This is a genomic window from Ruegeria pomeroyi DSS-3, assembly GCF_000011965.2.
Lineage (GTDB): Bacteria > Pseudomonadota > Alphaproteobacteria > Rhodobacterales > Rhodobacteraceae > Ruegeria_B > Ruegeria_B pomeroyi.
The window spans coordinates 16,724-37,524 of record NC_006569.1; the positions used below are offsets into that span (position 1 = coordinate 16,724).

At 63.4% G+C, this 20,801-nt stretch carries 22 protein-coding genes; 10 read left to right on the plus strand and 12 right to left on the minus strand.

Features of this window, described 5'->3' with window-relative positions:
• Positions 1 to 4: 4 nt before the first annotated feature.
• From SPO_RS19875 to hpaE, 8 genes are all read right to left on the minus strand, one after another.
• A complete protein-coding gene (locus SPO_RS19875; protein WP_011241804.1) occupies positions 5 to 1,177 on the minus strand; it encodes a DSD1 family PLP-dependent enzyme in 1,173 nt (390 codons plus the stop codon).
• On the minus strand, positions 1,170 to 2,603 hold the full coding sequence (locus SPO_RS19880; RefSeq protein WP_011241805.1) for a D-arabinono-1,4-lactone oxidase: 1,434 nt from the start codon (positions 2,601 to 2,603) through the stop codon (positions 1,170 to 1,172). Before SPO_RS19880 ends, SPO_RS19875 begins: the two co-directional genes overlap by 8 nt.
• The gene (locus SPO_RS19885) at positions 2,600 to 2,977 is read right to left on the minus strand and encodes a c-type cytochrome (RefSeq protein WP_011241806.1); all 378 of its coding nucleotides are present in this window, start codon (positions 2,975 to 2,977) and stop codon (positions 2,600 to 2,602) included. The genes SPO_RS19880 and SPO_RS19885 overlap by 4 nt, the downstream gene beginning before the upstream one ends.
• Positions 2,977 to 3,633 (minus strand): TetR/AcrR family transcriptional regulator, encoded by a 657-nt coding sequence (locus SPO_RS19890; RefSeq protein WP_011241807.1) that lies wholly within the window; start codon positions 3,631 to 3,633, stop codon positions 2,977 to 2,979. Before SPO_RS19890 ends, SPO_RS19885 begins: the two co-directional genes overlap by 1 nt.
• An 87-nt stretch (positions 3,634 to 3,720) precedes the next feature.
• A complete protein-coding gene (gene hpaH, locus SPO_RS19895; protein ID WP_011241808.1) occupies positions 3,721 to 4,521 on the minus strand; it encodes a 2-oxo-hept-4-ene-1,7-dioate hydratase in 801 nt (266 codons plus the stop codon).
• Positions 4,518 to 5,369: a fumarylacetoacetate hydrolase family protein gene (locus SPO_RS19900; protein ID WP_011241809.1), complete on the minus strand. Its 852-nt coding sequence runs from the start codon at positions 5,367 to 5,369 to the stop codon at positions 4,518 to 4,520. Before SPO_RS19900 ends, hpaH begins: the two co-directional genes overlap by 4 nt.
• Before the next feature lie 26 nt (positions 5,370 to 5,395).
• On the minus strand, positions 5,396 to 6,247 hold the full coding sequence (gene hpaD, locus SPO_RS19905) for a 3,4-dihydroxyphenylacetate 2,3-dioxygenase (RefSeq protein ID WP_011241810.1): 852 nt from the start codon (positions 6,245 to 6,247) through the stop codon (positions 5,396 to 5,398).
• Between the two features lie 46 nt (positions 6,248 to 6,293).
• Complete coding sequence (gene hpaE, locus SPO_RS19910) at positions 6,294 to 7,802, minus strand: 5-carboxymethyl-2-hydroxymuconate semialdehyde dehydrogenase (protein WP_011241811.1); 1,509 nt, start codon at positions 7,800 to 7,802, stop codon at positions 6,294 to 6,296.
• 372 nt (positions 7,803 to 8,174) lie between these two features.
• On the opposite strand from hpaE, the gene SPO_RS19915 reads away from it, so the two are divergent.
• The 6 genes from SPO_RS19915 to nqrF are packed head-to-tail and all read left to right on the plus strand — an operon-like array spanning position 8,175 to position 14,021.
• On the plus strand, positions 8,175 to 9,518 hold the full coding sequence (locus SPO_RS19915) for a Na(+)-translocating NADH-quinone reductase subunit A (protein ID WP_011241812.1): 1,344 nt from the start codon (positions 8,175 to 8,177) through the stop codon (positions 9,516 to 9,518).
• Positions 9,519 to 9,522: 4 nt separating this feature from the next.
• Positions 9,523 to 10,731 carry an NADH:ubiquinone reductase (Na(+)-transporting) subunit B gene (locus tag SPO_RS19920; RefSeq protein ID WP_011241813.1) on the plus strand — a complete coding sequence of 403 codons (1,209 nt, stop codon included), beginning with the start codon at positions 9,523 to 9,525 and terminating at the stop codon, positions 10,729 to 10,731.
• Complete coding sequence (locus SPO_RS19925; RefSeq protein WP_011241814.1) at positions 10,724 to 11,527, plus strand: Na(+)-translocating NADH-quinone reductase subunit C; 804 nt, start codon at positions 10,724 to 10,726, stop codon at positions 11,525 to 11,527. The genes SPO_RS19920 and SPO_RS19925 overlap by 8 nt, the downstream gene beginning before the upstream one ends.
• Complete coding sequence (locus tag SPO_RS19930; protein WP_011241815.1) at positions 11,527 to 12,180, plus strand: NADH:ubiquinone reductase (Na(+)-transporting) subunit D; 654 nt, start codon at positions 11,527 to 11,529, stop codon at positions 12,178 to 12,180. The genes SPO_RS19925 and SPO_RS19930 overlap by 1 nt, the downstream gene beginning before the upstream one ends.
• The gene (gene nqrE / locus SPO_RS19935; RefSeq protein WP_011241816.1) at positions 12,180 to 12,788 is read left to right on the plus strand and encodes an NADH:ubiquinone reductase (Na(+)-transporting) subunit E; all 609 of its coding nucleotides are present in this window, start codon (positions 12,180 to 12,182) and stop codon (positions 12,786 to 12,788) included. The genes SPO_RS19930 and nqrE overlap by 1 nt, the downstream gene beginning before the upstream one ends.
• A gap of 12 nt (positions 12,789 to 12,800) precedes the next feature.
• Positions 12,801 to 14,021, plus strand: a complete 1,221-nt coding sequence (nqrF, locus tag SPO_RS19940; RefSeq protein WP_011241817.1) for an NADH:ubiquinone reductase (Na(+)-transporting) subunit F — start codon at positions 12,801 to 12,803, stop codon at positions 14,019 to 14,021.
• Positions 14,022 to 14,135: 114 nt separating this feature from the next.
• Here the strand turns inward: nqrF and SPO_RS19945 are convergent, their stop codons facing one another.
• The gene (locus tag SPO_RS19945; protein ID WP_011241818.1) at positions 14,136 to 14,660 is read right to left on the minus strand and encodes a CBS domain-containing protein; all 525 of its coding nucleotides are present in this window, start codon (positions 14,658 to 14,660) and stop codon (positions 14,136 to 14,138) included.
• Between the two features lie 107 nt (positions 14,661 to 14,767).
• On the opposite strand from SPO_RS19945, the gene SPO_RS22980 reads away from it, so the two are divergent.
• From SPO_RS22980 to nqrM, 3 genes are all read left to right on the plus strand, one after another.
• Positions 14,768 to 14,956, plus strand: coding sequence for a hypothetical protein (locus SPO_RS22980; RefSeq protein WP_044029489.1), 189 nt, complete (start codon positions 14,768 to 14,770; stop codon positions 14,954 to 14,956).
• 63 nt (positions 14,957 to 15,019) lie between these two features.
• Positions 15,020 to 16,048 carry an FAD:protein FMN transferase gene (locus tag SPO_RS19955; protein ID WP_051420465.1) on the plus strand — a complete coding sequence of 343 codons (1,029 nt, stop codon included), beginning with the start codon at positions 15,020 to 15,022 and terminating at the stop codon, positions 16,046 to 16,048.
• 20 nt (positions 16,049 to 16,068) lie between these two features.
• Positions 16,069 to 16,305, plus strand: a complete 237-nt coding sequence (nqrM, locus tag SPO_RS19960; RefSeq protein WP_011241821.1) for a (Na+)-NQR maturation NqrM — start codon at positions 16,069 to 16,071, stop codon at positions 16,303 to 16,305.
• A 12-nt stretch (positions 16,306 to 16,317) separates the two neighbouring features.
• Here the strand turns inward: nqrM and SPO_RS19965 are convergent, their stop codons facing one another.
• Positions 16,318 to 17,373 (minus strand): helix-turn-helix transcriptional regulator, encoded by a 1,056-nt coding sequence (locus tag SPO_RS19965; protein ID WP_044029491.1) that lies wholly within the window; start codon positions 17,371 to 17,373, stop codon positions 16,318 to 16,320.
• A 526-nt stretch (positions 17,374 to 17,899) separates the two neighbouring features.
• On the opposite strand from SPO_RS19965, the gene SPO_RS19970 reads away from it, so the two are divergent.
• Entirely contained in the window at positions 17,900 to 19,819 is a 1,920-nt protein-coding gene (locus SPO_RS19970) for a di-heme-cytochrome C peroxidase (protein WP_011241823.1), read from the plus strand.
• A 224-nt stretch (positions 19,820 to 20,043) separates the two neighbouring features.
• On the opposite strand, the gene SPO_RS19975 is transcribed toward SPO_RS19970, so the two are convergent.
• Both SPO_RS19975 and SPO_RS19980 read right to left on the minus strand, forming a co-directional pair.
• A complete protein-coding gene (locus tag SPO_RS19975; protein WP_044029495.1) occupies positions 20,044 to 20,406 on the minus strand; it encodes a fluoride efflux transporter FluC in 363 nt (120 codons plus the stop codon).
• A complete protein-coding gene (locus tag SPO_RS19980; RefSeq protein ID WP_011241825.1) occupies positions 20,403 to 20,783 on the minus strand; it encodes a FluC/FEX family fluoride channel in 381 nt (126 codons plus the stop codon). Before SPO_RS19980 ends, SPO_RS19975 begins: the two co-directional genes overlap by 4 nt.
• Between the last annotated feature and the right edge of the window lie 18 nt (positions 20,784 to 20,801).

The window sequence follows — 20,801 nt, forward strand, 5'->3', positions numbered from 1 at the left end:
CCTCCTAATGTGTTTCGTGCCAGACCGGCCACCAATCGGTGATCGCGGTGCCGTCGAACACGGCGATATCGCCGAATTGCAGGAACAGCGCCTCGCTTTGGCGCGGGCGGAAAAACAGGAAATCACCGGGTTTCAGGGTGCTGTTTGCAGGCAGATCATACATTTCCTGATTGCTGGAATGCCCGAACAAGGCGGAGCGCCGCGCGCCCGCCGGGTGGCAGGGATCGGCCAGCCAGTTGCCGCCATAGATGAAACAGGCGCGCTCAGGCGAGCGGCCCATGAGGCGCAGCACCCGGCTCAGCCCCGGCGCCATTGGTATTTCGGGCCGTTCCACGGTTTTCAGAACCGGTGCCGCGATAAAGGCCGCCGGTTGCAGTGCCTCCAGCGCGGGCAGGTCGAAATCGGTCGGCTTGACCAGGGCCGAGGCCAGCGCCAGCTCTGTTTCCGGCCCGCTTCCATCATAAAGCATGAAGGTGGTGCTGCCGCCGGTGTTATAGATCAGTTTGGCCGCGGTCCCGGCCCCGAGCGTCTGAACCGTCAGCGCATGGAACCGGGCATAGGCCGCCCGCGCCGCGTCCAACGCGCGCGCCCGGCTGGCGATCAGGCGGGGCAGGCGGGCGATATGCGGCTCGTAGCCCATCAGCCCAGTCAGGTGCAGGTTCGGATCGTCGCGCAGTCGGGTCAGGGCGGCAGCAAACTCCCCGGCCCGCGCCAGCGAGAAACCGCCCCGATGCAGCCCGATATCGACCTCCAGACAGATGCGCAAGGCGCGGTCCGACTGGGCGGCAAGCGCGGCATATTCCGCCAGTCGTTCCGGGCTGTCGATCAGCCAGTGCACCTGTGCGTCCAGCGTGGGAGACGTGCCTGCCACCGCACCCACCGGCATCGGCTTGCCCAGCAGGATATCGGCCTCTGGAAACGCCGCTGCGGCCTGCTGGACAAAGGGCAGGTGAAAGCTCATCAGCCTGTTGGTCTCCAGCCCTGCAATCACCACCCGCAACAGGTCTGGTGCGGGCAGCGATTTTTCGACCACCCGCAGCGCCAGACTGGGCGCCGTCATCCGGCGCACCGCCGCCATGTTGGCGGCCAACCTTTCGGTATCCACCACCAACGTCGGCAGCTGTCGCCCCGCCGCGATCAACGCGGCCTGCAACTTCTGGAAATACGCCTCAGACATCTCCAGCCCCGAACAGCGCGGCGGTATGGGGGTTGAGGAACTTGCCCGCCGGATCAAGCCGCGCCCGCAGTGCGGCGAACCGGTCGAAATCGGGATAAAGCGCCACCAGATCGGGAGCATTGAGCGAATGCAGCTTGCCCCAATGCGGCCGCCCGCCATATGCGCGCATGATCGGCTCGACCGTGCCAAACAGCATGTCCAGCGGCTCTGACGCGAGCTTGTGCACCGCGACCGACACCCGCGTGCCGTCGTTGAAGGGCGACAGCCATGCATCGTCCTGTCCGGTGAACCGCACCTCCATGGGGAAGAAGCTCTCCTTGCGCGATTCCAGCGCCGCCACCACCGCGCGCACCGCCTCTTGTGCGCGGTCCTCGGGCAGGTGGTATTCCATCTCGTTCATCCGGGTGGCGCGAGCGGTCGAGAGGAGTTTCCAATATTCGTCGGTCGTATCCTCCAGCACCCCGTCTGCGGGGACCTCCAGCGCCACATAGGCACCGAACGCGCGCCGCCGCAACCAGGGCCACCAGCCCAGGATATCGCGCAGGTCCTTGAGCGTCGCGATCCAGTCCTCGTCCTCGCTGGGCACCCGTCCGGCGATCTCTCCCTCGTACAGGTCATGGGTGATCACCGCCGCATAGCCCAGATTGGGCAGCACGTAGAATTCGAAATTGCGATGGGCGGCGGCCAGATCGTGCATGCGCGTGATCGCCTCATCGGTGGGCAGGATGAACAGCCGGCGGTTCAGCGCATAGCTGGGCTCCAGTTTCAGCGTATATCGCGTGATCACCCCCAGCGTGCCCAGCGACACCCGGCCTGCGTCGAACAGATCGGGATTGCTGTCGCGGGTCACGTCGCGGGCGGTGCCATCGGCGGTGATCAGACGGAACCCTGTGATACAGCCATGCATGGCCTGCAAGCCGCGCCCGGTGCCATGGGTGGCGGTGCTGAATGACCCGGCCAGCGTCTGCACGTCGATATCGGGCAGGTTGGCAAAGCCCAGACCGTGGTCTGCCGCCAGCATCGCCGCCTGACGCAGCCGGGTCCCGGCCCCGAATGTCGCCATCCCCGCCGCCGCATCGACCGAGATCAGGCCCGACAGCCGTCCGGTATCCAGAATCATGTCCTGGCTTGGCACCAGCGCGGAAAAGGAATGGCCCGAGCCAACAGGGCGAATCCGCCCCGGCCATGCGGCGATGCGGGTGGCCAGCTCCTCCTCCGAGGCGGCCGCGTAGATCTGCTGCGGCGTGGCCACCTGATAGCCCGACCAGTTGCGCCAGACCTGGCGGCCCGGCGGGGCAGGGGGGATGTCGGGGCTGTAATCGGGCCGGGTGAAATCGCGGCTCAACCAATGGGCCTGCATCGCTGCGGGCACCGCCAACCCGGCCAGCGCGCCATAGCCCAGCAGTTTGCGCCGTGTCAGTGTCATTGCTGCCCCTCCCCGGACATGAACGCGATCAGCGCCGCCAGTTGCTCGTCCGAACAATCCAGACACAGGCCCATTGCGGGCATGTTCCCGAACCCGTTCCGCGCCGATAACAACAGGCCATGCGCTCCACGTTCCTTTTCCCGCGCAGCCCACGCCGGGACAAAGCCGGTCAAAGGCGCCTGCGCCTCGACCAATGCGTGACAGGCCATGCAGGACCGTTCGTAGATTGCCGCCAGCTCCGGGTCGGTCGGGCGCTGGGTCTCGGCCCGGGCGATGTCGGTTGCCTCCGGTTCCGCAGGCGCGTCCGCGCCGGAGAGCCACCACCAGAGCGCCGCCAGAACCAGCGCTGAGATGAGCAGGATAAGGGCGCGCATCAGCTCTCCTCCTCAGTGTCGCGACGCAAGTAGAGCGAAAGATAGGCATCCAGCGCGCGCACCATCTCTTCGTGATACTGCGCCTCCAGCGCGGGTGAGGTCTGCCGCGCCATCCGGTCTTCCAGCGTCAGGGCGATCTGCACGGCGGTGGTCGCCACCACCTGCGGATCGCCGCCGGTGAACCCGTCCAGCCCCCGCGCCCAGCGGTCGGCGAGGAAGCCCACCAGTTCGGCATTGTCGTCGTCCTCGACGCTCTGCACCCCGCGCAGCGAGGCCAGCAGCAGCAAGAGGCCCCTGTAATAAGGATGCTCGGCCATAAACACGCGGATGCCCTCCAGCGTGCGCCGGATGCGCAGCACCAGATCGGGCTCGCCTTCGGTGGCGGCAATCGTCTCGATGAAATGTTGGCGCAGGTCGCCCGCGGCGCGGGCCGACAGCTCGTCCAGCAGATCGCGAAGGGTGGGAAAGTAGCGATAGATTGAGCTGACGGGCACACCCGCCCGCTCGGCTATCAGCGAGGTGTTCAGATCGCCCGGCGGCCGCTCGGCCAAGAGCGCGGATGCCGCATCCAGGATATCTGCAACCCGCTGGCGCGCGCGGGCCTGTTTCGGCGTCGCGCGGGTATGCATCGGGGTGTCGGTTTCAGTTGGAACCATGGCTCCGCTCTCCTCTCATCAGAAAGCGGAAACTTTTTCCGAAAAATTTTCAACTTCTTTCGCACCTGACGTTGCGGCAGCCGCGCGTCAGGCGAAATGGACCGAGACCGCGCCAAAGGGGCCGAAATCCGCCTCGATCCGGGTGCCGGGCGGGCATTCGACCGGGCGGATGAAACTGCCCGACAGCACGATATGCCCCGGTTCGATGACTTGCCCGTATTGCGCCATGCGGCGGGCGAGCCAGACCACGCTTTCGACCGGATCGTTCAGCACGCCCGCACCCAGCCCGGTTTCCTCGATCTCGCCATTGCGAAAGGTCAGCGCCCCGACCCAGCGCAGATCGAACGCGTCCGGCGCATGGCGCTGCTTGCCCAGCACCACGCCCGCATTGGCGGCATTGTCGCTGATCGTGTCGCAGACATTGCGCGCGTGCCCCGTCTCGGGATCGACCCGCAGGATGCGGGTGTCGAGGATTTCCAGCGACGGCGCGACATAGTCGGTGGCCGCCAGCACATCGGCGCGCGTCACATATGCCCCGCCCAGCGGTTCCTTCATCACAAAGGCGATCTCGGCCTCAACCCGGGGCTGGATGAACCGCCCCTTGGGCACCGTGGCCCCATCGTCAAAGGCCATGTCGTCGAACAGGATGCCGCTGTCGGGAATGTCGATGTTCAGCGCATATTGCATCGCCTTCGAGGTCAGCCCGATCTTCCACCCGATCACATGGCGCCCTGCGGTCTGCTTGTGTGCCGCCAGCGCCTGCTGGATGGCATAGGCGTCGTCCATGTCCATGCCCGGATAGGCCAGCGACAACAGCCCGATCTGGCGGCCGGTTTCCTCGGCCTTGATCAGGCGGGCGGCGGCATCGGCGTGCTGTTCGGGTGTCATACCTCGTCCTCCACCCCGTTGACCAGCGTGCCGACCCCCGTCACCTCGACCTCGACCACATCGCCGGGTTTCAGGTAACGCGGCGGATCGAACCGTGCGCCCGCGCCGGTAGGCGTGCCGGTCACGATGATGTCGCCGGGGTTCAGGGTGGTGAAGGTCGAGATATAGGCGATTTCCTCGCGCACGGAAAAGATCATGTTGGCCAGCGCATCGTCCTGCCGCAGCTCGCCATTGACCCGGGTGGTGATCCGCGCCGCGTCGATCTGGGCGGGATGGGTGAAGGGCACCATCCACGGTCCGATGGCACCCGACCGGTCCCAGTTCTTGCCTTGCGTCACGTTGAACTTGGCATGCCGCACCCAGTCGCGAATGGTGCCCTCGTTGCAAACGCTCAGCCCCGCGATATGGTCATAGGCATCCTCGGCCCGGATGCGCCGGCCCCCCTTGCCGATCACCACGGCCATCTCACCCTCGTAATCCAGGGTGTGGTTCTCGGGCGGGCGGATCAGGGGCTGGCCATGGCCGACAAAGCTCGACGCAAAGCGGGGAAACAGCGACATGTATTTCGGCGCCGCGCTGCCATCCTTGTATTCGGCGTTGCGGTCGGGAAAGTTGACGCCGACGCAGATGATCTTGCCGGGGTTCGGCACCGGCGGCAGATAGGTGAAATCGCTATGCGTCACCGCCCGGCCCATCGCCGCCTTGGCCAGATCATGCAGACCGCCCGCCGCGATCACCGCGCGCAGGTCGGGCCACCGCGGGAAGTCGGGCGACAACGCCACGAACCCCTCGTCACGGATGATGCCGTAAAGCTCCTGCCGCTCGGCGGCAATGGTGGCGAACTTCATGCTGTTCCTCTCGTCTGGCCCGGAGTTCAAACCGGGAAAATCACGTTGGTCTGACCGGTTCCCGAGGATGGAAAATACTCGGTCACCACCTCACACGGCTTGTCATAACTGTCCCAGCCAAGCGCACCATAGAGCATCGCGGTATCGTGCATCGACCCCTCGCCGCAGCAAAAGCGGGCGTAATCGCCCAGCATCTTCAGAAACGTCGCATGATCGCCGCGCTTCCACATCTCCAGCACATGCAGGTCCATCTGCCGGTTGAACTCGGAACTGATGGTAAAGGTGCCGTTGTTGGCGGCATAGTCCTTGTTGGGCCAGATCTTGTGCGACAAAGAGCCAGAGGCGACCAGCAACACCTTGCTGTTGCTGGCCTCGACCGCGGCGCGGATCGCCTCGCCCACGATGCGGCTTTCGTCATGGTCGTGCACCGTGCACCATGCGGCGACCGAGACCACCTTCATCTTGTGTTCCCGGCTCATGAACCGCATCGGCACCAGCGTGCCGTATTCCAGTTCCAGACTGTCAAGGTGATGGGCCAGCGTATAGGCGCCGCGCGCGCTGGCCTCTTTGGCGATGGCATCGCCCAGCCCCGGATTGCCCTCATAGTCATAGGGCATGTTCTGGATGAATTGCGGAAACTCGTTCGAGGTGAACAGCCCCTGAAACCGGCTGTTTGCGTTGATGTGGAACCCTGCGTTGATCACCCAATGGGTGTCGCAGATCACCACGGTATCGGCGCCAAGCGCGCGGGCGCGGCGGGCGATCTCCAGATGCCCGTCGATGGCCGCCTGCCGCTTGCCCTTCACGGGCCCCTCCTGCTCCGACATCAGCATGGTCGGTACATGGGTGCATTTGGCGGCGAGGACTATTTCTCCCATTTCTTTCCTCCGTCACGGGATGGTCGCGCGTTTCCCGGTGGGTGGTTCAGGCGCCCAGGCGCTGGATCTTGTGCTGGCCGGTGGCAAAGCCGATGTGCTTCTGCTCCATGTAGAATTCAAACGACCAGTCGCCGCCGTCGCGGCCGATGCCGCTGGCCTTGACCCCGCCAAAGGGGGTGGGCAGGTGGCGCACATTCTCGGAGTTCACCCAGATCATCCCGGCCTCGAGCTTGTCGGTGAACCGCAGCGCGCGCGTCAGGTCGTTAGTCCAGAGATAGCCGGTCAGCCCATAGGGCGTGTCATTGGCGATTTGCAGCGCCTCTTCTTCCGTCGAAAACGGGATCGCGGTCAGCACCGGGCCGAAAATCTCTTCGCGCGCGATACGCATCCGGTTGTTGGCGCCGGTAAACAGGGTGGGGCGCACGAAATAGCCTTGGTCGCCCACCACCTCACCGCCCGCTGCGACGGTGGCGCCGTCCTGGCGCGCGATGTCGAAGTAGCTGGTAACCTTGGCAAAATGCTCCTCGCCGATCAGCGGCCCGATCTCGGTTGTCGGATCCAGCGGGTGGCCCACCTTGATGTTGTTCACGCGTTCGACCAGCCGCGCCTCGAACTCTTCGCGGATCGTGTCCTGCACAAGCAAGCGCGAGGAGGACGTGCAGCGTTCGCCGTTGATTGAGTAGATCATGAAGATCACCGCATCCAGCGCGCGCTCGGTATCGGCATCGTCGAACACGATCACCGGGTTCTTGCCGCCCAGTTCCAGATGCACCCGCTTCAGCGTGTCGGCCCCCTGTTTCACGATCAGGCTGCCGGTGCGGCTTTCGCCGACAAAGGCCACGGCCTTGATCAGCGGATGTTCGGTCAGCGCCTTGCCCGCATCCTCGCCAAATCCGTTGACCAGGTTCAGCACCCCGGGGGGCAGGCCCGCCTCTTCGGCGATCTCGATCAACAGCCGCGCGCTCAGCGGGCTGAGCTCGGCGGGTTTATGCACCACGGTGCAACCGGCGGCCAGCGCCGGCGCAATCTTCCAGGTGGACAGCATGAACGGCGTGTTCCACGGCGTGATCACCCCCACCGGGCCGATCGGAACGCGGGTGGTGATATTCATCAAAGTGGGCGATTTCAGATGCTGCCCATCGCGCGCCTGCACCACCTGATCCGCGAAATAGCGGAAATTCTCGGCCCCGCGCAGCGCCGCCTTGGACATGAAGCGCCAGGCCTGCCCGGTGTCCCAGCATTCACACAGCGCGATTTCCTCGGCTCGCGCCTCGATTCCTTCGGCGATGCGGATCAGGATGGCGCGCCGCTCGGTCGCGGGCATGTCGCGCCAGGCGGGAAAGGCCGCATGTGCGGCCCTTGCCGCCGCGTCCATATCGGCCGCGTCGCCGCGCGCCACAGAACAGATCACCGATCTGTCGACCGGAGAGATGCTGTCGAACCGCCCCGCGCCGCCCGGTACGTCCTGCCCGCCAATCCGGTTCATCACCCCGTCGCGGCGAAACCGCTGGAGATGTCGGTCAAGATCGGCCAGCCTGGTGCTGAGGTCGGGCATCGGGAATGTCTCCTGGGGGTTATTATCATTCACATGTTAAATAAAATGATGCCACGAGTCAACCCCTTCCCCAGCGGCCTGCTTCTGCGCTGCGGCATATCCGCCCGCCACAGCGCAGCAAATCTGCAAACTCGGATTGGAAAATCGCCTGTTAGCGACCAAATAGATCGGAAAATCCGACACAAACCTGCCAAGTGTGTTTGATTTCGCCGCCCCCCTCCCGTAAAGCTGCGCGCCAAGCGGGACATTATGCAAATCAGATGCCTCGGCATCAGGCGAAGCTCTCAGGGTTTCCGGGTATTTGCCCGGACCGTCCCATGAATTAGGTAGGGCCCGCGACGGGATTCGGACACGAGAAGACGTAGCGATCACATGCAGAATTTCAGATTGAAAAAGGGATTGGACCTGCCGGTGAAAGGCGCACCGGTTCAGACCATTCATCCCGGCCCGGCGATCGGCTCGGTGGCCGTTCTGGGCGCCGATTATCTGGGGCTGAAACCCCGGATGCTGGTGCAGGAAGGCGACGAGGTGCGCCGTGGCACGCCGCTCCTTTGTCACAAGGACGCGCCCGAGGCGATGATGGTCGCACCGGTGACGGGCCGTGTCGCCGCGATCAATCGCGGCGCGCGCCGGGTGTTGCAAAGCGTGGTGATCGAGGTGACCGATGCCGCCGATCCCGGGCTTGACTTTGCCACCACCGGCAATGGCAAGACGCGTGAGGGCCTGACCGAGAAGCTCTGTGCCGCCGGTCTGTGGACCGCGTTTCGTACCCGTCCCTATTCCAAAATGCCGGTGCCGGGCGACACGCCCAACGCGATTTTTGTCACCGCGATGGACAGCGAGCCGCTGGCCGCCGATGCCGCCACCATCATCGCCGACGCGGGCAGCGCCTTTGCCAGCGGTCTGGCGGCGGTGGCGCTGCTGAGCGACGGGCCGACCTGGCTGTGTCACAAGCCGGGCGATGCGATCCCGGGCGGCGATGTGGCGGGCGTGTCGGTCGCCACCTTCGATGGGCCGCACCCGGCGGGCCTGGCTGGCACCCATATCCATTTCCTGGCGCCGCTGACGTCGGACAAATCGGTCTGGACCATCGGCTATCAGGACGTGATCGCCATCGGGCGGCTGCTGGAAACCGGCCATCTCGACCCGTCGATGGTGATCGCTCTTTCCGGCCCCGCCGCGCGCGAGCCGCGCCTGATCCGTACCATCATGGGCGCCTCGACCGGCGATCTGACCACCGCCGAGATCAGTGTCGACGCACCGGTGCGTGTCATCTCGGGATCGATCCTGAGCGGGCGGCAGGCCGAGGGACCGTTTGCCTATCTTGGCCGCTTCGCCCGGCAGGTGACCCTGATCGAGGAAGACCGCAAGCAGCACACGTTGGGGTGGATCCTGCCGATGCCGTCGAAATTCGCGGTGCAGCCGGTGCTGGGCTCGGCCTTTTCGCGCAAGCTTTATGCGCTGACCTCGAACCTGAACGGTGGCCGCCGCGCCATGGTGCCCACCGGCACGTTCGAAGAGCTGATGCCGCAGGATTACCTGCCGACGCAGCTCTTGCGCGCGCTTCTGGTGATGGATACCGACACCGCGCAGGCACTGGGCGCGCTGGAGCTGGACGAAGAGGATCTGGGCCTTGTCGGCTTTGCCTGTCCGGCGAAATACGAATACGGGCTGGCGCTGCGCGACAGCCTCTCCAAGATCGAAAAGGAGGGCTGAGCCCATGGGGTTGCGCAACTTCTTTGACCGGATCGAGCCGAATTTCACCAAGGGCGGCAAATACGAAAAGCTGTTCCCCATCTACGAGATGGTCGAAAGCTTTATCTATACGCCCAAGACTGTGACGACGGCGGCGCCGCATGCCCGGTCTTATGTCGATATGAAGCGGATCATGACCTATGTCGTGATCGCCACCATTCCCGCCATCCTGTGGGGGATGTGGAATACCGGCTATCAGGCCAATTCTGCCATCGCCATGCTGGGCGCCGACGCGGCCACCGGCTGGCGCATCGCCATCCTTCAGGCGCTCGGCATTTCGCTGGATGCGGCCAATCCGCTGGCCAATGTGGCGCACGGGTTCCTGTATTTCCTGCCGATCTACCTGACCACGCTGATTGTCGGCGGTATCTGGGAGGTGGTCTTTGCCACTGTGCGCGGGCATGAGGTGAACGAGGGCTTTCTGGTCACTTCGATGCTCTACACCCTGATCATGCCGGCCAGCGCGCCGCTGTGGCAGGTGGCGCTTGGCATCTCGTTTGGGGTGGTGATCGGGAAGGAAGTGTTTGGCGGCACCGGCAAGAACTTCCTCAACCCCGCGCTGGTCGGGCGTGCGTTCCTGTATTTCGCCTATCCCGCCAATATGTCGGGCGACAGCGTCTGGACCCCGGTCGACGGGTTTTCCGGCGCCACCGCGCTGGCGGTGTCGGCGGCGGATGGCTATCAGCAGCTGGCGACCAACGGCATCACCTGGATGGACGCCTTCTATGGCACCATTCAGGGCAGTTTCGGCGAAACCTCGACACTGGCCTGCCTGATCGGCCTTGCTTTCCTGTTGATGACGAAAATCGCCAACTGGCGCCTGATCGTGGGCAGCATGGCGGGCATGATCGGCTTTTCGCTGCTGCTCAATGTCATCGGGTCGGACAGCAACCCGATGTTCGCCATGCCGTGGTACTGGCACCTGGTGCTGGGCGGCTATGCCTTTGGCCTGGCCTTCATGGTGACAGAGCCGGTTTCGGCCAGCCACACCAACACCGGCCGCTATATCTATGGCGCGCTGATCGGGGTGATGGTGGTGCTGATCCGGGTGATCAACCCGGCCTTCCCCGAGGGGATGATGCTGGCCATCCTGTTCGGCAACGTGTTTGCGCCGCTGATCGACTATTTCGTCGTGCAGGCCAACATCAAACGGAGGGCGCGCCGCCATGTCTGAGACGCAGAGCAAGGGCCTGATCGCCCGTTTCCTCGCCGCGCCGCCGGATTCGGTGGGCAAGACCATCTTTGTTGCCGTGGCCGTCTGTCTGGTCGCCTCGATGATCGTGTCCTCTGCCGCCGTCGCCCTGCGCCCGGTGCAAGAGGTCAACAAGCTCAAGGACAAGCAGATGAACATTCTGCAGGTCGCGGGGCTGTTCGAACCGGGCCAGAACGTGGCCGAGGCATTCAAGGCGTTTGAACCGCAGGTGCTGGAACTGACCACGGGCCGGTTCACCGACCAGTTCGACGCTGCCACATTCGATGACAAGGCCGCCGCCAACGATGCCGATCTGAGCCGCGCGCTGGATGACGACCCCGCCGGGATCGGCCGTCAGGCGCTTTACCGCACCGTCTATCTGCTGCGGGACGAAGCCGGTGGCATCGACAAGGTGATCCTGCCGATCCATGGCTATGGCCTGTGGTCGACGCTCTATGGCTTTATCGCGGTCGAAGAGAACGGCAACGACATCTTTGGCCTGCAATTCTATCAGCACGGCGAGACGCCGGGCCTGGGCGCCGAGGTGGACAACCCGCGCTGGAAGGCGATGTGGAACGGCAAGAAGCTGCGCGACGATGCGGGCGATCTGCAGATCACCGTTGCCAAGTCGCAACCCGCCGCCGGTGCCGATTTCTATGTCGACGCGCTGGCCGGCGCCACGCTGACCTCGGTCGGGGTGGATAACCTGGTGCGGTTCTGGATGGGCGAGCAAGGCTATGCGCCCTTCCTCGAGGCCCTGAAAGCGGGAGAGATCTGATGTCCCAGACCAAGAAAGAACTGCTGATCGATCCGCTGGTCGACAACAACCCGATCACGCTTCAGGTGCTGGGCATCTGCTCGGCGCTGGCGGTCACCTCGTCGCTGCAGGTTGCCTTTGTCATGGCGCTGGCGGTGACCTTCGTGACGGCGTTCTCGTCCTTCTTCATCTCGATCCTGCGCAACCAGATCCCCAGCTCGATCCGGATCATCGTGCAAATGGTGATCATTGCCAGCCTCGTGATCCTGGTCGACCAGATCCTCAAGGCCTATGCCTTTGAAATCTCGAAGACCCTGTCGGTCTTTGTTGGCCTGATCATCACCAACTGCATCGTGATGGGCCGGGCCGAGGCATTTGCGATGAAGAACCCGCCGGTTGCCTCGTTCATCGACGGCTTCGGCAACGGTCTGGGTTACGGGCTGATCCTGATGCTGGTGGGCGTGATCCGCGAGCTGTTCGGCTCGGGCAGCCTGTTTGGCGTGACCATCCTGCAAACCGTTAACAACGGCGGCTGGTACGTGCCCAACGGTCTGTTGCTGCTGCCGCCTTCGGCGTTTTTCGTGATCGGCCTGTTGATCTGGGCCTTCCGCACCTGGAAGCCCAAGCAGATCGAGGAACGTGAATTCAAGATCCAGTCGGTGGAGGCGCATTGATGGAAGGGCTGATTTCCCTCGCGGTCAAGGCCGTATTCGTCGAGAACCTGGCGCTCAGCTTCTTTCTCGGCATGTGTACCTTCATCGCGGTGTCCAAGAAGATCTCGACCGCATTGGGCCTGGGTATCTCGGTCATGGTGGTGCAGGCGATCACCGTGCCGGCCAACAACCTGCTGCTGAATACGCTCTTGAAACCGGGAGCGCTGGCCTGGGCGGGTTTCCCGGATGTGGACCTGACCTTCCTTGGTCTGATCTCGTATATCGGGGTGATCGCGGCGATGGTGCAGATCCTCGAGATGATCCTCGATAAGTATTTCCCGCCGCTCTATAACGCACTTGGCATCTTCCTGCCGCTGATCACGGTGAACTGCGCCATTCTGGGCGGTTCTCTGTTCATGGTGGAGCGTGACTACAACTTTGCCGAGGCGACGACCTATGGCCTGTCCTCGGGCTTTGGCTGGGCGCTGGCCATCACCGCCATGGCGGGCGTGCGCGAGAAGCTGAAATATTCCGACGTGCCGGACGGGCTTCAGGGTCTGGGCATCACCTTCATTACCGCGGGGCTGATGGCGATGGCCTTCATGTCCTTCTCGGGCGTCAAACTGTAAGGGGGCGGACAGATGGAAACCTTTTCGCTGGGCGTCGTCCTCTTTACCCTGATCGTGATCGCGCTGGTTGGCGTGATCCTGATGGCCCGCTCGCGGCTGGTCTCGACCGGCAATGTGAACATCACCATCAACGGCGAGAAGACGATCTCGGTCCCCGCCGGTGGCAAGCTGTTGCAGACGCTGGCGGCCGAGAAACTGTTCGTGCCCTCGGCCTGTGGCGGCGGCGGTACCTGCGCGCAATGCCGGGTCAAGATCCATTCGGGGGGCGGCTCGATCCTGCCGACCGAGGAAAGCCACATCACCAAGCGCGAGGCCGCCTGTGGTGACCGCCTGTCCTGTCAGGTCGCGGTCAAGCAGGACATGGATATCGAGGTGCCGGAAGAGGTGTTCGGCGTCAAGAAATGGCGCTGCAAGGTGCGCTCGAACGACAACGTGGCCACCTTCATCAAGGCGCTGGTGCTGGAGCTGCCCGAGGGCGAGAACGTCAATTTCCGCGCCGGTGGCTATATCCAGATCGAGGCCCCCGCGCACCAGCTGGCCTATACCGATTTCGATGTTCAGGACGAGTATCGCGAGGATTGGGACCGCTTCAATCTGTGGCAGTACAAATCCGTCGTGAACGAACCGGTCGAACGCGCCTATTCGATGGCCAACTATCCCGAGGAGAAGGGCATCATCATGCTCAACGTCCGGGTCGCCTCGCCCCCGCCGGGCAGCAGCGACATTCCGGCCGGCAAAATGTCGTCTTATATCTTCAACCTGAAGCCGGGCGATGAGGTCACCATCTCGGGTCCCTTCGGCGAGTTCTTTGCCCGCGATACCGACAAGGAAATGGTGTTCATCGGCGGTGGCGCCGGTATGGCACCGATGCGCAGCCATATCTTCGACCAGCTCAAGCGGTTGAAGAGCAAGCGCAAGATCTCGTTCTGGTACGGCGCGCGCTCGAAGAAAGAGATGTTCTTTGTCGAGGATTTCGACATGCTGGCTGCCGAGAACCCCAATTTCGAATGGCATGTGGCCCTGTCGGACGCGCAGCCCGAGGATGACTGGAAAGGCTATACCGGCTTCATCCACAACGTGCTGTTCGAAGAGTATCTCAAGAACCATCCCGCACCCGAGGATTGCGAGTTCTACATGTGTGGACCGCCGATCATGAACCAGTCGGTGATCAACATGCTGCTGGAACTGGGTGTGGATCGCGAAGACATCATGCTCGACGATTTCGGGGGATGAACAAGAAACACCGGTGCTGACAGGCACCGGTGTCTTCGTATCCGCGCCCAAGATTATTCTGCGAATAATCTCAGGAGAAAATTCGCAGAATTTTCTCGGGGCTTCACTGATGGGTCAGCCGACGATCATCTGCTTCATCTTCAATGCTTCGTATTCCAGTTCCCTCAGGCGGAAGTTCACCACGTCGCCGATGGTGATCATGCCGCAGAGCTTGCCGTCGCGCATCACCGGCAGGTGGCGGAACCGGCCTTCGGTCATCCGTTTGAGCACCACGTTCAGCGTTTCGTCGGGCGCGCAGGTCTGCACCGCGCGCGTCATCAGCCCCTCGGCCTGCTGGGGCAGGGTCTGGCCCGGCGTATCGGCCATGCGGCGCACGATGTCGCGCTCGGAGAGGATGCCCAGCAGGGCACCGTTCTGATCTGTGACCAGAACCGCGCCGATCCGCTTGTCCTTCAACACGCCGACGACCTGGCCGATCGTGTCGCCCGGTCTGACCGAAAACACCGCCTCGCCCTTGCCGCCAAGCAGATCGGCAACGGTCGACTGTGACTGGGCCAGGTTCGAACTGGCCGACTGGCTATAGGTCGTCTTCTCGGCCTTGTCGCCACGTGTCGGGGCCTGATATGAGGATGGGGCCATGGGCTGGGTCTCCTGCTTGCTTGTTGCGGCTTACCCCCATCTTACCCGGGCATCCCGATCCGCAAAGGGCCAATCGGCCGCAGCCAGGACAAAACCGCAGCCCGCCCATGTTCGACACCCTGTACCTGACCCCGGCCAGCGCGGCGCTGATCTTTTTCATGGTCGTCGTCTGTGGCCATGGCTACCGCAAAAGCTGGAAGGCCGAGCCACCCGCGCCGCGCTGGCATCTCTGGGCCTATGGGCTGCCGGCGGCAATCGGCCTTCTGACGCTGGCCTTCCTGCCGCTCAAGGGCTGAGCCGGTTTGACTCCGCCGCGCCGCTGGCCTATGCCGCAGCAGCGAAATATCCGAGGTTGGCCCATGGTCCGTTGGCTTGCACTGCCCGTTGCCCTCATGCTGTCCGGCTGTCTTTTCGAGGCCGAACCGGAGGTGGTGAAACTCTCTGGCGACACGATGGGAACGACCTATCACATCACGGCCATCGGCGCGGATCTGGACGCCGAGGCGCTGGGGGCCGCGGTCGAAGTGACGCTGGCCGCCGTGAACGCCAAGATGTCGAACTGGGACCCGAAGTCCGAGGTTTCGACCTTCTCGGCCCGAACTGACACAGCGCCGATGCCGGTCTCACCCGAGTTTGTCACTGTGATCGGGGCCGCCAACCAGGTTCATGCACAATCGGGGGGCAAGTTCGACATCACGCTGGGCCCGCTGATCGAGCTGTGGGGCTTTGGCCCACGCAAGCCCGAGGATCCGATCCCCTCGGATGCCGAGATTGCCAGCGCGCTTCAGGGCGTTGGGCAGGCGCGGCTGCTGACGCTGGATACGGCTGGTGGGACTCTGGCCAAGGCGCGGCCCGAGACGGGTATCAACCTGAGCGCCATTGCCAAGGGATACGGTGTTGACGCGGTGGCCGAGACCCTGCGCGGGTTCGAGATCGACGATTACATGGTCGAGATCGGCGGCGATCTGGTGACGCGCGGCAAGAACGACAAGGGCGAGGCCTGGCGCATCGGCATCGAGCGGCCCGACCGGGGCGCGCAAACCGTGCAACTGGTGGTGCCAATCAGCGATTACGGCATGGCGACCTCGGGCGATTATCGCAACTATTTCGAGCATCAGGGCCAGCGCTATTCCCATATCCTCGATCCGGTCACCGGGCGTCCCGTCACCCATCGCACCACCTCGGTCACCGTGATTGCCGACAGTGCCATGATGGCCGATGCCTGGGCCACCGCGATGCTGGTTCTGGGGCTGGACCAGGGGCTGAAGGTTGCAGAGGCGCATAAACTTGCCGTGTTCTTCATCGAAAGGGATGCGCAAGACGGCGCCGAGGCTTATATGACGGCCCAGAGCAGTGCCTTCGCCGATCTGCTCAACGCCGCCGACTGACACCGCGAAAGGGTATCGCCATGACCACCTTCCTGCTGGCCTTCTTCCTGTTGATGATCGTCATGTTGGGAATGTCGCTGGGCGTGATGCTGATGGGCAAGCGGATCAAGGGCAGTTGCGGTGGGCTCAACGCGATCTCGGGGGCGGACCGCTGCGTCGTCTGCTCCAAGGAGATCGACCCCGACAGCCCGCTGCGTGACCGGCTGCAATGCCCCCGCGCGCGCAAGATGGCCGAGCGGCTGCAGGACGCGGACTGAGCCTGCGAGGCCTCAGTCGCGCACCAGGAAACCCGACGAGATATTGGTGGCCATGCGAATGGCCTGTGTGCGGTTGTCGCAATTGGATTTCGACAGGATCGACTTGACCTGTGAATTGATCGTGTCGAGCGAACGGCCACGCTCTTCGGCGATCTGTTTGTTGGTCTTGCCTTCGGCCATCAACTCGAACACTGCGCATTCGGCCTCGCTCAGGTCGAACAGTGCCGCGATCGTGGGCATTTCCAGCCGATAGGTGCGGCTGGTATCGGTACTCATCAGCAGAAAGCCGTCCAGCGCCTGCTCGCCGATTTCACGGGCCTTGTGCAGGGGAGAGATGTCGATGCACAGCGCGTCGCCGATACGGGCGTCGCTTTGATGATCGGCCTCCAACGCTTCCTTGCGGGGGCGGGCGCCGAATCTGCCATGTTGCTGCGGATCACCCAGCAGGGTGCGGGCGCGGCTCAGATCGTCATCGCTGCGAAAGCTCAGCTTGCCCTGCGGGTCGCGGCGGAACACGCCGCTTTCTTCGGACTGGCGGCGGAACTCCTCGTTGCCGGCGATCACGTTCATGCGCTCGTCCAGAACGCAGAACCCCACATCCAATTTGTCCAGCGCGTTCAGAACCGTCTGATGCCGTTTCTGTACCGCCTGAATCGGGCGCCCGATGCTGAGCGCCTTGGCAATATGCGGCAACAATCGCGATGCGCGCGCCAACCGCTGCGGCAGGTCGTCAGAGGCGTCCGAGCCGAACTGCATGGAAAACCGGTCGTGAAACAACTGATCCTTGTTCAACAGCGCGCCACAGCGATAGCGGATGCCATATTGCATCATCGTTTTCTGATTGGGACGCGCCAGCAGTTCGGCCTCGGATGCGGCCAGCACCGAATCGGGAATCAGCTGGATATCGTCGGTCGCACGGGAATGACGGGCAAAAACGGCCTGATCGGCGATTTCCAGATCGTTGTGCTGGTTCAGATACCCTTCGACCAGATCGATCTGATAGGTGTCGCTGAAATGCGAGGCCAGCAGATGCGGCTGATCGCCCGGCGTTTCGACCTCGAAAATCATTGCACCGATCCCGCCGGCATAGCGCGCGATTCGAGTCAGAAGCTCCGGCCACTTTCCAGGGTCCAGCGCGGCGTCGTAAATTGAGAGAACGAGTTGATCGTGCTGGTCAGTCGGGGCCATGGGTCTTGATGATTCGATGGGTCTTTTCACGAATATAGCGTGTTTCACCATTTCGGGTGATTATTGTCACGTATCCAAGCCTTACCCTACGTCTCATTGATAACTGAGAGTGAGTGGCTCGGTACAATTTATAGTCTTGCTGAGTTGGTGTCCGCGGAAGACCGTTCACCGAACCGTGCAGGGTCCCGCCGGGGAAATTACGACCCGGTCCTGAGCCAAGGGCGGTTGAACGCGGATCACCACTCAGCATCCTAGATGGATTGCGCGTTAGAAATAGGCGACCTGAAAAATTGCAGAAGACATTTGAAAAACACGCAAGGGTGGCGGCAGAATGGTGTTGCCGCCCTTTCGTTTTCCCGCCCGACGGCGCGGGAGGCCCCAGGGACAACAGACCGGAGGTAGATTGATGATTTCGAAACATGTGATTGGTATGGCCCTGGCCTGTGGGCTGGTTGCTCTGGCCGCGCCCGAAGCACAGGCGCAATCGGGGTGGAGCGTCTGCCGCGACGTCGAATGCCTGGACCAGGGGTGGAACGATGCGCAGCGCCGCTGGTGGTACACCACCACCCAGGGTTCGCGCCTGTTGCCGCTGTCCTGGATGCGCGCGCTGGAACAGCCCGGCGATGGAGACGGGGCGATCCGCGCCTTCCTGGACCGCGCCTATATGGACGAGCTGGGCTATATCGCCAATCCCGATCCGGTGCACAATCCCGAGGGGCTGCCGCTGGGCTGGGTGGTGGATCAGGACAAGACGCTGAGCGCCGACCTGATGTGCGACACCTTCCCGGAAACCTGCGATGCGCTGACCATGCGCGAGCCTTGGGTCGGGCTGACCTGTTCGGCCTGCCACACCAACGAGATCACCCATCAGGGCCGCCGCCTGCGGGTCGAAGGGGCACCGACGCTGGCCGATTTCCAGCGGATGGAAGAGGATCTGCTGCAGGCACTCAAGGACACGGTGGCCGATCGCGACCGGTTCGATCGGTTCGCGCGCGGGGTGCTGGGGGCCGATCAATCGATCGACGGGCGCGAGTCGCTGGAACTGCAGCTTAACGAACAGATCGTCTGGCAGCAGGCGCTGGCCGACAAGAATGCCGCGCCCAAGGTGCGCTACGGCCATGCCCGGCTGGACGCGCAGGGCCATATCCTGAACAAGGTGGCGCTGACCATCCGCCACCCGAACCAGATCACCAATGTGCTGGCCGATGCGCCGGCCAGCTATCCGCATATCTGGAACACCTCGCAACAGGATCAGCTGCAATGGAACGGCATCGCGCCGCGCATGGCCAGGATCCGGCTCCTGGGCGAAAACACCGAGCTGGGCGCGCTTGTGCGCAACACCTCCGAGGTGATCGGTGTCTTTGCCCATCTCGAGACGGACAAGTCCAAGGTGCTGCGCGGCTATCCTTCCAGCGCGCGTGTCCGCGAACTGGTGTCGCTGGAGCGTCAGCTGGAAAGCCTGCAATCGCCGCGCTGGCCCGAGGACATGCTGGGCGCGATCGACTGGGATCTGGCGGCGCAGGGGCGCGAGGTCTTTACCCGCAAGATCGACGGCGAAAGCTGCGCGGATTGCCACAGCCACATGGCGCCCGGCGACACCAGCAGCAAGATGGAAATCAGCATGACCCCGCTGACCGAGCTGGGGACGGATGTGTTCACCACCTGCAACACATTCCTGCACCGCTCGAAATCGGGCAATTTCGGCGGTCAGCTGGTGGATACCAAATTCACCCGGATCGACCGGGACGAGGACTATACCCGCCTGATGCTGGTCAACGCGACCGTGGGCACCATTCGCGGCAAGCTGTTCGAGGTTCTGGCTGCCATTCTGGGCAAGGACGACCGGCCCAGTGGAATCCGCACCGAAAGCAGCCTTGTCACCGAATATCTCCCCGGTGTCAGTGACGCAAAGAAGAAGGCCGATGCCGAGGAATGTCTGACCCAGGAACATCCGCTGCTGGCCTACAAGGCCCGCTCGTTGAACGGTATCTGGGCCACTGCGCCTTATCTGCATAACGGGTCGGTCCCGACGCTCTACGACCTGCTGCTGCCCGCGCGTATGCGCAACGTGGCAACGGCGCTTGATGCGGAGCTGCCCGAGGATGCCGCCACCCGGCCCGAGGTCTTTGGTGTGGGCAGCCGCGAGTTTGACCCGGTCAAGGTCGGTTTCGTCTCGGAGCTGGACCAGAACCCGTTCACCTTCCGCGCGCGGGGCGAGGATGGAGAGCCGATCCCCGGCAATTTCAACGCGGGCCACGATTACGGCACCGCCGGGCTGAGCGAGGAGGATCGCCGCGCGCTGGTCGAGTATCTGAAGACCCTGTAATCAGGCGGTGCGCCTTCGGCGCGCTTGATGTCTCGTCGTCGTTCCTCCTCCTCGGCGCGGGACGCGAGGTGACGCATCCTTGGATCGGCGGTGCTCTTCGCAAGGCGGGACGCCTCCGGCGGGAGTATTTTGAACCAGAAAGAAGCAGGGAATATTATGTTTCTTTCTGGTCGGAAATACTCCAGGGGGTCCGGGGGACTGGTCCCCCGGCGCTGTCGTCTGGTTCAGCCGCTCAGATAGGTGCCCATCAGGAAGGCAAGCGCACAGAGCGTCACGCTGGCGAGGATATTGCCGGCGGCGGTGGCGATCGAGCGGGTGCGATGCAAGTCGAGCGTCTGATAGGCGAAGCTCGAGAAAGTGGTAAAGCCGCCGCAGAAGCCGAGGATCAGGCGACGGCCATGTTCAATGTCCGGTCCGCCGGTTTCTGGCTGACCGAGCCAGAAACCCAGAAGTAGCGTCCCCAACACGTTGACCACCAGGGTTGCGAGCGGCAGGTCATGGGTGATGCGGCTTGACATCCAGTGGCGCAGAACCGCCCCCAGACCGCCGCCAAGCGCAAAGAATGCATGCAGTGTAAGTGCGGTCATCGCCGGGCCTCGCGGCCGCGCCCCAGCGCCTCGCCCAGTATTGCGGCGGCCAAGCCCGCGGCGATCTCCAGGGTCATGGCGGTGAGGCCGATGGACCATCCGTCCATGCGCGTGAGCTGGTCGAGCTCAAGGACGAAGGAGGAAAAGGTCGAAAGACCGCCACAGAACCCCACCGCTCCCAGATGCAGCAGATGGGGATGCAGCCGGTGCCGGATGGCATAGAGCCAGCCGAGCAGGAAACAGGCGGCGATGTTGATGCCGAATGTGGCGGTGAGGAAGGACAGGCCCGGCAGTTGAAATCCCAGCAACTCGCGCAGGACAGAGCCGATCGCTCCGCCTGCGAATACCGCCAGATAACTGCCCGCCTTTTGTCTCATCGGCTTCGCATAGCGGGC

Bases quoted from the DNA above. Each gene is read 5' to 3' on its own strand.
- SPO_RS19875 (WP_011241804.1), bottom strand. From the start codon at position 1,177: ATGTCTGAGGCGTATTTCCAGAAGTTGCAGGCCGCGTTGATCGCGGCG.
- SPO_RS19880 (WP_011241805.1), bottom strand. From the start codon at position 2,603: ATGACACTGACACGGCGCAAACTGCTGGGCTATGGCGCGCTGGCCGGG.
- SPO_RS19885 (WP_011241806.1), bottom strand. From the start codon at position 2,977: ATGCGCGCCCTTATCCTGCTCATCTCAGCGCTGGTTCTGGCGGCGCTC.
- SPO_RS19890 (WP_011241807.1), bottom strand. From the start codon at position 3,633: ATGGTTCCAACTGAAACCGACACCCCGATGCATACCCGCGCGACGCCG.
- hpaH (WP_011241808.1), bottom strand. From the start codon at position 4,521: ATGACACCCGAACAGCACGCCGATGCCGCCGCCCGCCTGATCAAGGCC.
- SPO_RS19900 (WP_011241809.1), bottom strand. From the start codon at position 5,369: ATGAAGTTCGCCACCATTGCCGCCGAGCGGCAGGAGCTTTACGGCATC.
- hpaD (WP_011241810.1), bottom strand. From the start codon at position 6,247: ATGGGAGAAATAGTCCTCGCCGCCAAATGCACCCATGTACCGACCATG.
- hpaE (WP_011241811.1), bottom strand. From the start codon at position 7,802: ATGCCCGACCTCAGCACCAGGCTGGCCGATCTTGACCGACATCTCCAG.
- SPO_RS19915 (WP_011241812.1), top strand. From the start codon at position 8,175: ATGCAGAATTTCAGATTGAAAAAGGGATTGGACCTGCCGGTGAAAGGC.
- SPO_RS19920 (WP_011241813.1), top strand. From the start codon at position 9,523: ATGGGGTTGCGCAACTTCTTTGACCGGATCGAGCCGAATTTCACCAAG.
- SPO_RS19925 (WP_011241814.1), top strand. From the start codon at position 10,724: ATGTCTGAGACGCAGAGCAAGGGCCTGATCGCCCGTTTCCTCGCCGCG.
- SPO_RS19930 (WP_011241815.1), top strand. From the start codon at position 11,527: ATGTCCCAGACCAAGAAAGAACTGCTGATCGATCCGCTGGTCGACAAC.
- nqrE (WP_011241816.1), top strand. From the start codon at position 12,180: ATGGAAGGGCTGATTTCCCTCGCGGTCAAGGCCGTATTCGTCGAGAAC.
- nqrF (WP_011241817.1), top strand. From the start codon at position 12,801: ATGGAAACCTTTTCGCTGGGCGTCGTCCTCTTTACCCTGATCGTGATC.
- SPO_RS19945 (WP_011241818.1), bottom strand. From the start codon at position 14,660: ATGGCCCCATCCTCATATCAGGCCCCGACACGTGGCGACAAGGCCGAG.
- SPO_RS22980 (WP_044029489.1), top strand. From the start codon at position 14,768: ATGTTCGACACCCTGTACCTGACCCCGGCCAGCGCGGCGCTGATCTTT.
- SPO_RS19955 (WP_051420465.1), top strand. From the start codon at position 15,020: ATGGTCCGTTGGCTTGCACTGCCCGTTGCCCTCATGCTGTCCGGCTGT.
- nqrM (WP_011241821.1), top strand. From the start codon at position 16,069: ATGACCACCTTCCTGCTGGCCTTCTTCCTGTTGATGATCGTCATGTTG.
- SPO_RS19965 (WP_044029491.1), bottom strand. From the start codon at position 17,373: ATGATTTTCGAGGTCGAAACGCCGGGCGATCAGCCGCATCTGCTGGCC.
- SPO_RS19970 (WP_011241823.1), top strand. From the start codon at position 17,900: ATGATTTCGAAACATGTGATTGGTATGGCCCTGGCCTGTGGGCTGGTT.
- SPO_RS19975 (WP_044029495.1), bottom strand. From the start codon at position 20,406: ATGACCGCACTTACACTGCATGCATTCTTTGCGCTTGGCGGCGGTCTG.
- SPO_RS19980 (WP_011241825.1), bottom strand. From the start codon at position 20,783: ATGAGACAAAAGGCGGGCAGTTATCTGGCGGTATTCGCAGGCGGAGCG.